Origin of the sequence: Sphingomonas sp. UNC305MFCol5.2, from assembly GCF_000712135.1 — a bacterium.
GTDB lineage: Bacteria > Pseudomonadota > Alphaproteobacteria > Sphingomonadales > Sphingomonadaceae > Sphingomonas.
The window spans coordinates 1132303-1145089 of sequence record NZ_JOOE01000001.1 but is presented as its reverse complement, the minus strand read 5'-3'; the positions used below and the strand labels follow the sequence as shown (position 1 = coordinate 1145089).

General features: G+C 66.5%; 12 protein-coding genes and 1 pseudogene. 6 read left to right on the top strand and 7 right to left on the bottom strand.

Features of this window, described 5'->3' with window-relative positions; genetic code table 11:
- Nucleotides 1–41: 41 nt before the first annotated feature.
- Nucleotides 42–1814, bottom strand: coding sequence for a fatty acyl-AMP ligase (locus BR78_RS0105545; RefSeq protein ID WP_051683198.1), 1773 nt, complete (start codon nucleotides 1812–1814; stop codon nucleotides 42–44).
- Nucleotides 1815–1935: 121 nt separating this feature from the next.
- Between BR78_RS0105545 and BR78_RS0105540 the strand changes: the two genes are divergently transcribed.
- From BR78_RS0105540 to BR78_RS22345, 5 genes and pseudogenes are all read left to right on the top strand, one after another.
- Nucleotides 1936–2484 (top strand): regulatory protein RecX, encoded by a 549-nt coding sequence (locus BR78_RS0105540; protein WP_029935506.1) that lies wholly within the window; start codon nucleotides 1936–1938, stop codon nucleotides 2482–2484.
- A gap of 84 nt (nucleotides 2485–2568) precedes the next feature.
- Complete coding sequence (locus BR78_RS0105535) at nucleotides 2569–3153, top strand: cold-shock protein (RefSeq protein WP_029935504.1); 585 nt, start codon at nucleotides 2569–2571, stop codon at nucleotides 3151–3153.
- Nucleotides 3154–3181: 28 nt separating this feature from the next.
- Nucleotides 3182–3661, top strand: a complete 480-nt coding sequence (locus tag BR78_RS0105530) for a DUF192 domain-containing protein (RefSeq protein ID WP_443027667.1) — start codon at nucleotides 3182–3184, stop codon at nucleotides 3659–3661.
- A gap of 53 nt (nucleotides 3662–3714) precedes the next feature.
- Complete coding sequence (locus BR78_RS0105525) at nucleotides 3715–4107, top strand: NADH:ubiquinone oxidoreductase subunit NDUFA12 (RefSeq protein ID WP_029935501.1); 393 nt, start codon at nucleotides 3715–3717, stop codon at nucleotides 4105–4107.
- Nucleotides 4104–4532 (top strand): annotated as a pseudogene (locus BR78_RS22345) (DUF2155 domain-containing protein); the annotation flags it as partial. The gene BR78_RS0105525 and the pseudogene BR78_RS22345, both read left to right, overlap by 4 nt.
- Before the next feature lie 35 nt (nucleotides 4533–4567).
- Here BR78_RS22345 and aat read toward each other — a convergent pair.
- The 4 genes from aat to BR78_RS0105505 form a co-directional block, all read right to left on the bottom strand.
- Complete coding sequence (gene aat / locus BR78_RS0105520) at nucleotides 4568–5320, bottom strand: leucyl/phenylalanyl-tRNA--protein transferase (protein WP_029935498.1); 753 nt, start codon at nucleotides 5318–5320, stop codon at nucleotides 4568–4570.
- Between the two features lie 7 nt (nucleotides 5321–5327).
- The gene (locus BR78_RS0105515) at nucleotides 5328–6053 is read right to left on the bottom strand and encodes a ParA family protein (RefSeq protein ID WP_029935496.1); all 726 of its coding nucleotides are present in this window, start codon (nucleotides 6051–6053) and stop codon (nucleotides 5328–5330) included.
- Nucleotides 6054–6146: 93 nt separating this feature from the next.
- Nucleotides 6147–6533, bottom strand: a complete 387-nt coding sequence (locus tag BR78_RS0105510; RefSeq protein ID WP_029935494.1) for a hypothetical protein — start codon at nucleotides 6531–6533, stop codon at nucleotides 6147–6149.
- 114 nt (nucleotides 6534–6647) lie between these two features.
- A complete protein-coding gene (locus BR78_RS0105505) occupies nucleotides 6648–8063 on the bottom strand; it encodes a Y-family DNA polymerase (protein WP_081855613.1) in 1416 nt (471 codons plus the stop codon).
- A 90-nt stretch (nucleotides 8064–8153) separates the two neighbouring features.
- Here BR78_RS0105505 and BR78_RS0105500 point away from each other — a divergent pair, with 90 nt between their 5' ends.
- Nucleotides 8154–8639: a hypothetical protein gene (locus BR78_RS0105500; RefSeq protein ID WP_051683197.1), complete on the top strand. Its 486-nt coding sequence runs from the start codon at nucleotides 8154–8156 to the stop codon at nucleotides 8637–8639.
- Between the two features lie 180 nt (nucleotides 8640–8819).
- Here the strand turns inward: BR78_RS0105500 and BR78_RS0105495 are convergent, their stop codons facing one another.
- Together BR78_RS0105495 and BR78_RS0105490 are read right to left on the bottom strand one after the other, a co-directional pair.
- The gene (locus tag BR78_RS0105495; protein ID WP_029935487.1) at nucleotides 8820–10262 is read right to left on the bottom strand and encodes a CehA/McbA family metallohydrolase; all 1443 of its coding nucleotides are present in this window, start codon (nucleotides 10260–10262) and stop codon (nucleotides 8820–8822) included.
- Nucleotides 10262–12760 carry a TonB-dependent receptor gene (locus tag BR78_RS0105490; protein WP_029935485.1) on the bottom strand — a complete coding sequence of 833 codons (2499 nt, stop codon included), beginning with the start codon at nucleotides 12758–12760 and terminating at the stop codon, nucleotides 10262–10264. The genes BR78_RS0105495 and BR78_RS0105490 overlap by 1 nt, the downstream gene beginning before the upstream one ends.
- Nucleotides 12761–12787: the final 27 nt, after the last annotated feature.

Below are 12787 nucleotides of genomic sequence, written 5' to 3'. Positions count from 1 at the left end.
TGGCGGGGCGGACCGGATTGCCGATCCGCCCAAGCCCGTTTTCACGCCGCGAGATCGTAAGGCTTGATCTCGCCGTTGAGATAGAGGTTGCGCGCCTTGGCGCGGCTGAGCTTGCCCGAACTGGTGCGCGGCAGCGTGCGCGGCGGCACGAGCTCGATCACGCAGTTCATGCCGGTAACCGAACGCACCCGCTCGCGAATCTCGTCGCGCAGGCGAATGCGCTCTTTCTCGTCCGAAGTGCGGCACTGCACGAGCACTGCGGGGGTCTCTTCGCCGCCGGGCGTGGTGATGGCGAAGGCGGCGATGTCGCCCTGCTTGAAGCCGGGCAATTGCTCGACCGCCCACTCGATATCCTGCGGCCAGTGGTTGCGGCCATTGACGATGATCATGTCCTTCGCCCGGCCGACGATATAGACGTAACCCTCTGAAATATAGCCCATGTCGCCGGTGTCGAGCCAGCCATCGGCCATGCATGCGGCAGTCGATTCGGGATCGCGGAAATAGCCGACCATCACCGAAGGGCCGCGGCACCAGACCTTGCCGATCGCCTTTTCGGGCAGCGGCGTGCCGTCTTCCTCGCGGATCTGGACTTCCATGTCCTTCACCGGCTTGCCGCAATTGACGATCGCACGGAAGCGCTGCGGCCGATCCTCGCGTGCGACGTCGCCGCCGGAGAGCTGGGTTTCCTCGACCAGTTCGACGACGATGCCTTCGCCCGGAGGCATGATCGACACCGCCAGCGTCGCCTCGGCGAGGCCGTAGCTGGGGAGGAAGGCGCTGGCCTTGAACCCGGCATCGGCGAAGGCGTCGACGAACGACTGCATCACGTCGGGGCGGATCATGTCGGCGCCGTTGCCCGCCACGCGCCAGCGCGACAGATCGAAGCGGTCGCTCGCCTTGGTCTGCGAAGACATGCGGCGCGCGCAGATGTCGTAGCCGAAGGTTGGCGAATAAGAGAGCGTGGTACCCTGATTGCGGCTGATCAGATCGAGCCACGCCAGCGGCCGCCGAGCGAAATCCTCGGTCTTGAGATAATCGGTCGAGACTTGGTTGGCGACGACCGAGAGGAAGCAGCCGACCAGCCCCATGTCGTGATACCAGGGCAGCCACGAGACGCAGCGGTCATGGTCCTGGAGCTGCATGCCGTGGCTATGCGCCGAGAGATTGTTGAGCAGCGCATGGTGCGTGATCGCGACGCCGTGCGGAAACCGAGTCGAGCCGCTCGAATATTGCAGATATGCGATATCATTGGTGTCAGCCTGGGGCAGCGCGACCTCGGGAGCCGCGCGCTTGCCGAATTCAGACCAGTCCACGCCCTGTACGCCAGTGATCCGCGCCGCTTCCGCGCACATCGCGCCGATCTCGGGCGGGAAGATGAGCATCGACGGGTCGCAGCTTTCGAGCTGGACGCGAAGCTGATCGATATAGGATTGCGCGCCGCCGAAGCTGGTCGGCAGCGGCAGCGGCACCGGCCAGGCGCCGGCATAGATCACGCCGAAGAACAACGAGGCGAATTCGGTGCCGGTCTCGGCGATCAGCGCGATCCGGTCCTCGGGCTTCACCCCTGCGGCGATCAGGCGATGCGCCTGGGCCAGCGCGTCGTGGCGCAATTCCGAGAAGGGATAAGGCCGCGTCAGATTGCCGCGAGCGTCGTGGAAGTTCAGCCCGCGAACGCCCTCCGCCGCATAATCCAGCGCCTCGCCGAGCGTGGCGAAGTCCGCGAGGCGGCGGGGGTGACTATCGTCGGTGGGGGTAGGAACGGGTTTTCCCGTCTCCATGATACCCTGGTGCGATCCCGTTTCGTCCAATACCATTCTTTGTCTCGTGCCCCTGTGAGCTGACAGAGCCGTTGTGCCCCCACAACGCATACCAGCGGACGGCTCTGCTACGCACTGGCGTTCAAAATCGGTTGCTACTGTGGCACAATCATGGCGCATGACCCGTCCGAGGCGCCCGCTCGCTCCCCTGAACGCCGCCGATCTGGAGCGTTTCGCGCTGCGCTATGTCGAGCGCTACGCCACCACACGGGGGCGACTGGCCGATTATCTGAGGCGAAAGATCCGCGAGCGGGGCTGGGGTGGGGAAGCGGCTCCGGACCTTGCCGGGCTGGCCCAACGCATGGCCGATCTCGGTTATGTCAACGATCGGCTCTTCGCCGAATCCAAAGCGAGCGCGATGGGGCGCAGGGGTTTGGGCGCCCGGCGCGTAACCCAGGCGCTGCGCCACGCCGGCATCGAGAACGAGGACGCCGAGGCAGTGGCGCCCGCCGTGGAGGCGGATGCGCCAGCGAGCGCGATCGCCTTTGCCCGGCGCAAGCGGATCGGACCCTTTGCGCGCGAAGCCGCGGACCGGCCGCAGCAGGAGAAGCATTTGGCCGCCATGCTGCGCGCGGGACACGCGCTGGACCTCTCGCGGAAGATCGTCAGGATGGCGCCCGGCGAAGACGTGGAGGGGCTAATCGTCCCTTCGTGGGACCGCTTCTAATTAAACCTGAAGACGGACTCTAACAAAGCAATTCCACATTTGGAAAATGCTGTGTTAAATGCAGTCGCTTGGGGGGCCAAGATAATGCGTGCTGAACAACAGCTTGCGCCTCGCGACGAAAATGTCGCGCCGCCAGGGGAAGAGGGTTTCGGGGCGGAAACGGCGTTGGAAGACAAGGTTTATTGCGGCGTCGTCAAATGGTTCGACGTAACCCGGGGGTTTGGGTTTCTCGTTGCCGATGATGCCACAGTGGGCGACATTCTGATTCATTTCACCGTGCTGCAGGAGCATGGCAGGCGGAGCCTGCCCGAAGGGGCGCGAGTCGAATGCGTCGCCGTGAAACGCCAGCGCGGGCTACAGGCGAAGGAGATTCGCTCGATCGACCTGAGCGAAGCGGTCGAGGCGCCCAAGCGACAATGCGAACGCATCGATCGGGTCAAGCTGATCGACGATGCGGGGCCGTTCGAGGCAGTGACCGTCAAATGGTTCAATCGCCTCAAGGGCTATGGATTTCTGGTGCGCGACGCGGACTCGGCCGATATATTCGTCCATATGGAGACGTTGCGTCGCGCTGGGATCGAGGAAGTCGAACCCGGCCAGTCCCTGAGCGCACGCATCGTCGAAGGTGACAAAGGGCCGCTCGCTGTGGCGGTCGAAAGGACCGGCTGAGACAATGATTCGCAGGCGTGGAGTGAGGGTGGCGTTCGCCGCCGCGGCATTGCTCGTATCCACAGCATGCATGGTCGATGCGGGCGCGAACGCCGATCCGCAGCAGAGCGCGGCGGCCAAGGTCGCAGTGACGATCCGCACCAAAAGCGGGCCTCGGCAGTTCAATGTCGAGGTCGCCCGCACCGCTGCCGAGCAGGAGCGGGGGTTGATGTTCCGCACCAATCTGCCCGCGGATGGCGGCATGCTCTTCGCGCCCTATCCCGCAGAGGGCGGCGGCCCGCGCGAGGCGAGCTTCTGGATGAAGAACACGCCGAGCCCGCTCGACATCCTGTTCATCCGGCCCGACGGAACGATCGCGGCGATCGCCGCGAACGCCGTTCCCTATTCGGAGAAACCGCTGAAATCGGGCGAGCCGGTGAGCGCGGTCCTCGAGATCAACGGCGGCAAATCGGCCGAACTGGGAATTTCCGCCGGCGACAAGGTAAGCTGGGCCACCCGAGAGCAGTGAACGGCATCGCGGATTCGATTGCCTCCGTCCGCCACCGGAGCTAATCGGCGCGCATGAGCCTGAATCGGAATCCCTTCACTTGGTGGAACGGCGCCACCCTCGGCACGTGGTTCGGCCTTCGCGGCAAGACGAAGGTAGGCGAGGATGCGCTGGGGAACGTCTATTGGGCGGGCGGCAAGGATCCCAATGGCGTGACGCGTCGCTGGGTGATCTATAGCGGCTCGAACGATGCCAGCCGCGTTCCGCCCGAATGGTTCAGCTGGCTTCACCACCAGATCGACGCTGCGCCCGATCAGGCGCTGCCGGCGCCGCGCGTGTGGGAAAAAGCCCCGGAGCCCAACCAGACCGGCACGCGCCTGGCCTATAGGCCGCCCGGCGCGCTCGAGGCGGGTGGCCGGCGGGCGCGCTCCACCGGCGATTACGAGGCCTGGACCCCCGACGCATGAGGCAAGGCGCCGCAACTGCGGCGGCAGCGCTGCTGCTGCTCGGACTTGGCGCGTGCAAGGGCGGCGAGGGAGCGGGCAATAACAGCGCCGACGATCTGATCATCACCACCGGACCGGGCAATGCCACGGGCGGCGCGGAAGTCGTGGCGGTCGGCCCCGATACCAGCGCGCTGAACGCCGCCGCCACGCCGATGAACGAGCGCGAGGCGGTGCTCGGCCTGCTCAACAAGCGCAACGGCGTCGCGCGCGAATTCAAGCTCAAACCCGGTCAGGCGGCGCGGATCGGCGACGTCATCGTCCGGCTGCGCGCTTGCGACAAGACCGCGCCCTGGGAAGCCGATCAGCTCACCGGTGCCTTCGTGCAGGTCGATGTGCAGCAGCTCGACAAGAGCTGGCGGCGAGTCTTCTCAGGCTGGCTCTACAAGGAGCGGCCGGCGCTCAACGTCGTCCAGCACCCGATCTACGACGTGTGGCCCAAGAGCTGCGCGATGACCTTCCGCGACAGCGGACCCGACACGGTGCCCGCACCTTCGGCTGGCGGCGGCTCCGGCAACCGTTCCAGCGCGGAGAAATCGCCGTCGACCGAAGGTGCGCCCACCGAGAGCCCCGCCGTCGAATCGCCGAGCGCTGCGCCCAGCAACACCACGTAATCGTCGCGGGGCACTTCGACCGCGCCGAGCGTGGCGAGATGCCCGGTCTGGAACTGGCAATCGAGCAAGGTGAAGCCGCCCGCCTTCAACCGCGCGACGAGATGCGCGAACGCAACCTTGGAGGCATCGCGTACCCGGGTGACCATCGATTCGCCGAAGAACGCCTTGCCGAGCGCGAGGCCGTAGAGCCCCCCGGCGAGCCGATCGCCGTCCCAGCACTCGATCGAATGCGCGAAGCCGCGGCGATGGAGCTCCATGAAGACGCGCTCGATCGGGCCGTTGATCCAGGTATCGGGCCGGTCGGTCGCGGATTCGGCGCAGAGCTGGATGATGCGTTCGAATGCCGTGTCGGCGGTGACGCGGAATCGCTCGGCGAGGATCGTCTTGCGGAGCGAGCGCGACAGATGGAAACCGTCGAGCGGGAGGATGCCGCGCAGCTTGGGCTCCACCCAATAGACGCTCGACGCCATCCGGTGATCCGCCATCGGGAATACGCCCATTGCATAAGCGCGCAGCACGAGATCGGGATCGAGATCCGGCTGGGGCGGGAGCGCGCGAGTCATCTCCGCCTCAACGCGCGGAGGCCAGCCGGCGTTCGATCGCTTGCCAAAGCGATGCGAATGCCTGCGTGGCCGGGCTGCGCGGTGCGAAGGCGCCGAGCGGCCGGCGGTGCACGGTCATGGTTTCGACGACGCTCGCCATCGGGATTACCGGCCAGTCCGGATGCGCGGCGAGCGCCTCGCCGTGCAGCTTGCGGCGCCGGTCGACCATCGAATGGACGGGCATCAGCGGCACCTTGCCGCGCCGTCCGAGATGGTTCTCGACTTCGGCCAGCGCGCGCATCGAGAGCGGCGAGGGGATGACGGGGACGACGATCAGGTCGGCGGCGCGCATCACTTGCTCGCTGGTTTCGGTAAGCCCAGGCGGACAATCGAGCAGCACGCGATCATAGGATTCGGCCAGCGCGCCGAGCAATTTGGCGAGGCGCTTCTTCTTGTCGAGTTCGTGGAAGGTCCGATCGAGCGAGCGCAGTGACGTGTCGGCGGCGATCAGGTCGAGCCGATCGATCCCGGTATGCCGGGCGAGCTTGGCGGGGCCGACATCGCGGGTGAAGATCGCCTGCGCCTCGTTGCGGCCACTCGCCTGGCCTTCGAGCAGGAAAGTCGACGCCGCCTGGGGATCGAGGTCCCACAGCAAGGTCCGCCGCGCCGAGCGCGCGGCGGCCCAGGCGAGGTTGACCGTCAGCGTGGTCTTACCGACGCCGCCCTTCAGGCTGTACACTGCGATCGTAGCCAAGCGAGTCCCTCCCGGCGCCGCGCGCACGCTGGCATGAAAAAGGGCCGGCGGGGAAGCCCCGCCGGCCCTTGGAAATGACTAATCGGTCGCGTTTCAGGCGTGACAGGTCTTGGCGGGCTTGCCGGGAAGCGTGACGCTGACGTTCTTCGAGGTGCCGGTGAGCTTGTAGCCGCCTGCGGCCTCGAAGGGCTGGCCGGCTTCGGGCGCCTTGAGCATGGTGGCGGGGCCACCCTTCTCGGTCTTCAGCTGGACCTGCTTGTTGCCCTGGAAGAAGTCGACATAGACGAGGCTGTTGTCGCCGCAGCGCAGCGTAACGCTCTCGGCGATCGCAGGCGGAAGCTCGATCGGCGCGGCATTGGCGAGCTGCGACGCCATGGGATCGGGCGCGGTGCTGCTCACTTCCTCGGGAGCCTGGCTGCCGCATGCGGCAAGTGACAGAAGCGCAAAAGCGGCGGCGGCAATAAGGGAGGGGTTCTTCATAGCGGGAATTGCTTTCGGACAGGTGGCAAGAATCGTCAAGCGATTCGTGATACAAGGTCACATTATTGTGCTGCGCCGCAACGTAACACGCCGATTGTTTCCCCCATGTGAACTCTATTCGTGAAATTCGTCCAGATCCGGGATTCTCCCGAAGGCGATCTTCGTCCCCACTGCGTCGATGCGCCCGCCGTTCAGCGGGCCGACGCTGACGGCATGGCGGCCGAACTTCTCGTTGATCCGGTCCATCGCGCGGCTGAGCGAGAGCGTGCGCGTCTCGCGCGCCAGCGGATCGTCGGGATCGAGCGCGGCGAACAGCGAGCCCTGCTCGCCCTCGACCGTCTCGATCTCGCAGAGCGTGACGCCGACCATGCGGAGGCGAAAACCACCGGCACGCGCGCGCCCGGCCTCGGCGAGGCGAGGGAAGAGCGTATCCAGCGCCGAGAGGATGACGAAACTGTCCTGCGTGCTCGGCAGCTTGATCGCGGCGCGCCAGTTGGACTTGTCGTCCTCGAACTTGCCGTGGAGCACGAGCAGGCGGCTGCGATAGCCCTTGCGGCGCAACCGGCTCGCGGCCTTGAGCGCGAGGCGGCGCGCAGTCAGGCGGGTCGGCTCGAGCCCGCGCTTGCTGGGCGAAAGGACGTGGCTGTGGCCGATCGTCCGGCTCTGCGTCGGCTTCTCGGGCAGCTCGACGCCGTGGAGCAGATACCAGAGCCGATCGCCATTGGTACCGCCCCAGGCAGTGCCGGCGTCGCGCGGGCGCCGCTCGCAGAGCTGGCGGATGTCGAGGATGCCGTCCTGCGCGAGCCGGCGCTCCATCTTGGCGCCGATCCCGGCGATCTCGCGCAGCTTGAGATCGTAGAGCCGATGCGGGAGCTGGTCGGCAGTAAACACCACCAGCCCGTCGGGTTTCTGCAAGTCGGAAGCCAGTTTGGCGAGCAGCCGGTTGGGCGCGATGCCGACCGAGCTGGTGAGGCATTCGCCGACCTGCGCGCGGATGCCAGCCTTGATCCGCTTCGCCAGCGCGACCGCGGCTTCGGGCGAATTCTCGTTGTCGAGCAGGCGGCATGCCACTTCATCGATGCTGCACACATGGGTGACGGGAATGTGCTTCCAGATCTCGGCGATGATCGCGTCGTGGAACTCGACATATTTCTCGTGCCGCGCCGGGGCGATCAAGATGTCGCGGCACTTGCGCTTCGCTTCCCACACCGGGGTGCCTGTGGAGATGCCGTAGCGCTTGGCCTCGACCGAGGCGGCGATCGCGACGGTGGTGTCGGCATCGACGGGCGCGACGATCACCGGCTTGCCGCGGAGCGCCGGATCTAGCTGCTGCTCGACGCTCGCGAAATAGCTGTTCAGATCGAGGAACAACCAGCGCAGCGGGCGGGGCGGGAAGGCCAGGATGTTGGAAATGCCGAGCTTAACTTCGCACTTTTCCCGCGAATCGTGAACAAAAGTTTCAACTGCGGGATCGATTATTGCGCTGCGCGGAACGGCGCCCAAGGCCGAAGCGGGGACAGCGCGACTCATATCTGGGAACAATAGCAGAACATCGTCTTGTAGGAAACCGACTTGACCCGCGCGCGCCGGCTTCGCAGGACAGGAGCGATGGAGAAACGCATGCGGCTGTTGCTGACGATGGGACTGGCGCTGACGCTCGCGGCATGCGGCGGCGGCGAGGACGTGGCGAACAACAGCGCGGTGCCTACTCCGACGCCCACGCCGGGCCCGATGCTGGGCGGAGTCGATCTCGACAAGCCGATCCGCGCGACCGGAAGCGCGCCCTATTGGGCGATCTACATCGCGCCGGGGACGATCGCTTTCGCGGATGCGCCCAAGGCGAGCCCCACGGATTTCTATCCGATCTCGCCGAAGCTGGCGGGCGACACCGCGCGTTTTGAGACGCAGACGCCGAAGGGCGAGCCGGTGACGATCACGCTAACCGCCAAGGCGTGTCAGGCAGGCAAGGAAACGCTGCCGCTGACCGCCGAGGTGCGGATCGGCGACCGGACGCTGAGGGGGTGCGCAGGACCGGGCGCCTATGACTGGGCGGCGCGTAGGGCGTCTCCCACGCCTGCGCCGACGCCGTCGTCGAAAGCGCGATAGGCCGGGATTCTTCCTCCTCCCTGTAAGGGAGGGGTTAGGGGTGGGTAGCACGGGCTGGGGCTCGATGCCCCGGCCCGTGCCAATTTGCTGCCGGTTGGAGATTCTTTTTAGGCGCGCAGACGCGCGCACCCACCCCCAGCCCCTCCCTGCGAGCAGGGAGGGGAGATAGTTGTTTCCGCCCTATGATCGCCGGCAGGTCAGATAGATCGGGTTTCCGACCAGCAGCGGACGCCCCTCGCCGTCGCGCACGTTGACCGCTGCCCAGCCGCAGCTTCGCGGCGCGAGCGGGAATTCGACATGCGCGTCGTCGCCGGCGACCGGCGATTGCGCCGCCACCGCGCCGTTGACGACAAGCTCGGCGCTGGCCCCGCCGACGCCGACGGCATGGGCGTGGATGCGCAGCCCGGCATCGCCGGCGATCGTCCCGCCCATCACCGCCTTCGACTTGCCCGCCGCCGCAGTCACTTCGAGGAGACGGTTGCGCGTGCCGGCGACGTCGATGAAGACATTGCCTGCCCGGATCCCCGCGAGGATGCCCGCGAGCGACAGTTCGGGCGCATGGACCACCGTGGTCGGGCGGCCGATCGGGGCCTTGCCTTCGGGTGCGTCTGGATCGTGATTGTCGCTCCCGGCGATGCCGGTCAGGCGATGGCCTTCGTTGAGCCGGGCATACCAGAAGCCGATGCCGGCGAGCGGGCCGGTCGTGATCGTGCTGTTGATCGCCTCGATCGCAGTGACGCGGTTCCAGTCGGTGTTCGGCCAGATCCAGCCGCAGCCCATGCAGGCTTCGCCCGAAGGCAGCGCGGGGTGGTTGATCGACAGGATCGCGCCCGCTGCGGCGACGTCGCGAGTCAAAGCGGCGATGTCGGGAACGGCGGCGCCGACGCGGAAATCGACGAAGCGGCGCTCGCCAAAGATGTTGGCGTGGCCGCCGAAGGTGGTGATCTCGGTCCCGGGGATCAGCAATGTCCGGTCGAAATAGGGCTGGAGTTCGCGCAGCCCGCCGAAATGCGCCGTCGTGTTGTGATCGGTGACCGCGGCGAAATCGAGCCCGGCCTTGGCCGCGGCCTCGACGGTGCGGAACAGCGGGCAGGGGACACGCTTGCCGCTCTGGCTGGAGCAGCTGCCGTCGCTGTTGGCGTCGTGCATGTGAAAGTCGCCGCGATACCAGCCGGACGCGGGATTGAGCGGCGCGTCGGCGATCCGCTCGCTCGCATGGGTGCCGCCGGCACGGTCGAAATCCACCGTCACGCGATAAGCGGCGCGGCTGTTTGCGCGCGCATTGGGGACGCCGAGCATCAGCTGCCAGCGGCCCGCGGGCAGCGCGCCGGTGAGGTAGCCGGGCGTGGCGTCGCTGGGGGCGAGGGTGAAGCGGTCGCGCGTGCCGCCGCTCCAGCCGCGGAAGCGCTCCGGGTCCCACACGCCCATGTCGACGACGGTCTTGTTGGCTTTGTCGTAGGTCAGAGTGACGGTGATCCGTTCGACGCCCGCGGGGACATCGAACGGAACCGGCTTGTAGTGCTGATGGTCGGCACCGGTGATCTCGCCGGTGAAGACCGCGTCCTGCGCCGCCGCCGCGCCGGGAACGAGAAGGGCGAGCAGCGCAGGCGCGAGGAAGCGCATCAGAACTTGAAGTCCACCGCGAAGCGGACATTGCGGCCCACGATCGGACGGCCGATGAACAGCAGGTCGTTGGCCTGGCCGCTGGTCAGTTCGCCCGCGCGCGGATTGCCCTCGGTCAGGCCGATCGTGTTGGTGAGGTTGTCGCCATAGGCCCAGAGGCTGATCTGGTCGGTCACACCCAGACGGACGCTGGCGTTGATCACGGTGTAAGCGGGCAGCTGCGAGGTGTTGGCCGCATCGGCATAGCGCTTGGTATAATGCTCGACGTCCACCTGTGCGCGGAAGCGATTGTCGAACAGCGTGACCGCCGGAGTGGCACGCAGTGCGAGGCGGGGAACGCGGAGGAGCTGGTTGCCGCTATAATCGCGCGGGATCAGCGTGGTGCCCGACAGCTCGTTATATTTCAGGTTGCGGAAGGTGGGGTTCTGCCAGGTTCCGTTGAGCGTGAAATCGAACCAGGCGACCGGGCGCAGCGTGCCCTCGAACTCGACGCCGTAGGCGCGGGTATCGGTGTACACGGTCTGCTGAGTGTAGCCGTTGGTCGCCGGATTGAACTGGGTGTTGCCGATCGAATAAGAGTCGAAGTCGGTCAGGAACGCAGTGGCGTAGAGGCTGACCAGAGGCGAAGCGTATTTGAGCCCCGCTTCCCACATCTTTATCCCCTGGGTCACCGGCTGCGCGGTGGCGTTGGTGATGAAGCTGCCGACGCTCGGCAGGCGGAAGGCCGAGGTGTAGCGTGCGAACAGCCCGGCGCCGCGGGTGAACTGCCAATTGGCGCCGAGCGTCCAGCCCACCCGGTCGAAGTCGCGATTATAAGGCGTGAACACGCCGTTGCCGGTGAGCACCGTGTTATCGGCGAGCGTGGTCGGATCGCCGAGGTTGACGGTGCGGTTGCCTTCCTGCGCGCCGCGCGTGCTCACCTTCTCCCAGCGCACGCCGCCGTCGATGCGCAGCGCCGGCGTGAGCTGCCATTCGTCCGAAGCGTAGAGTGCGATCGTGTTCGACGAGCCATAGCCGTTGGCGAATTCGGAGCCGTAGCGCGCGACGCCCTTGTCGGTGAGCGCGCCGACGATCTGGCCCGCGGCGTTGAGCGCGACCAGATCGAGCAGGCGTGAATTGCCCGACACGTCCTGGAGCGTCGAGGCGGAATAGCGCGTGAAGGTCTCCTTGATGTAGGCGTAATAGGCGCCGATCGCGAAATCGTGCGTGGTGCCGCCCATCGCGAAGCTGCGGGCGAGGCGCAGATCGTCGAGCAATTCGCTTTCCTCGACCGTCACCGGGCGCGCGGCGTTGATGAACACGTCGCCATTGCCGTTCTGGCCGGTCACGTCGAAGGGCGTGCCGCCATCCACATAGCGCAGCTGGATGCTGGTCGCGCCCGGATAGGCGGCGAGCACCTGGCTGCGATAGGTGTCGAGGAGCGCCGTCGCGGTGCTCACCGACGCTGGATAGACGCCGTTGCGCACCGTGCGCGAATCCCGGTAGCGCAGATTGTTCGAGATCTTCCAGCCATCGCCGAACTCCCAGTCGCTCAGCCAGCTGAGCTGATCGAGCCGGATGCTGGTGCCGTCGGATTCGCGGAAATCGACCGGGCCGGTGGCGCTCTTGAGCGTCATCCGCTCTACCGCGCGGCTCGCAGTGGTGCCGTAATGCGGATCGAAGCCGGGCAGGCCGACGATGTCGCCCTTGCTGTCCTTGGTCAGCGGGATGCCGGTGTAGAAGATCGCGTGGTCGTCGAGATGCTTGTAGCTGAAGGTGGTGCTGCCGTTGCCGAAATCGCCATGCAGGTCCGCGCGGATCTGGCCGCCCTTGTTGCCGGTGAAGCCTGGATCGCGCACGCCCTGCTCGTTGCGGTAGAAGCCGCCGACGCTCAGGCCCCAGCCGCCGCCGATCGGCGCACCGACCCAGCCATCGAAACGGTAGAGCTCGGCGGTCGGGCCATAGAGGACGCGTGCGACGCCCGAGATCGAATCGCCGGGCTTGCGGGTGATGAAGTTGACCACGCCGCCGGGAGCGTTGGGATAGAAGATCGACGAGGGGCCGCCGCGGACGACTTCGACGCGCTCGATCGATTCATCCATACGGAACGCTTGGTCGGCGTTGAGATAGCCGAGCGAGGGGTCATGCTGCACCGGCAGCCCGTCCTCGAGCAGGTTGATCGAGCCGAAACCGTCGACCGGGATGCCGCGCGCGCGAACATTGCCGCTGCCTTCGCCGCCCGAAGCCTCGACCCAGAAACCGGGGACCGACTTGAGCGTCTCGGTCACGCTCGATGCGGCGCGCGAGCGCAGCGCGTCATTGTCGATCGACGTGAGCGCGTAGCTGGTCTCGACCCGCGTCCGCTCGCCCGCGCCGGCGCGGCCGGTGACGACGATTTCGCCGTCCTGCGCCTCGGCTTCGGGCGCGGCGCTTTCGGTGCTGGTTTGCGCGAGCGCGGCGGTGCTACAGCTGACGAGCAGCGCGAACAGCCCGGCACGAACAGGATATGCGACCTTCATTTTGATTGTTCCCCGACAGGACCGCTG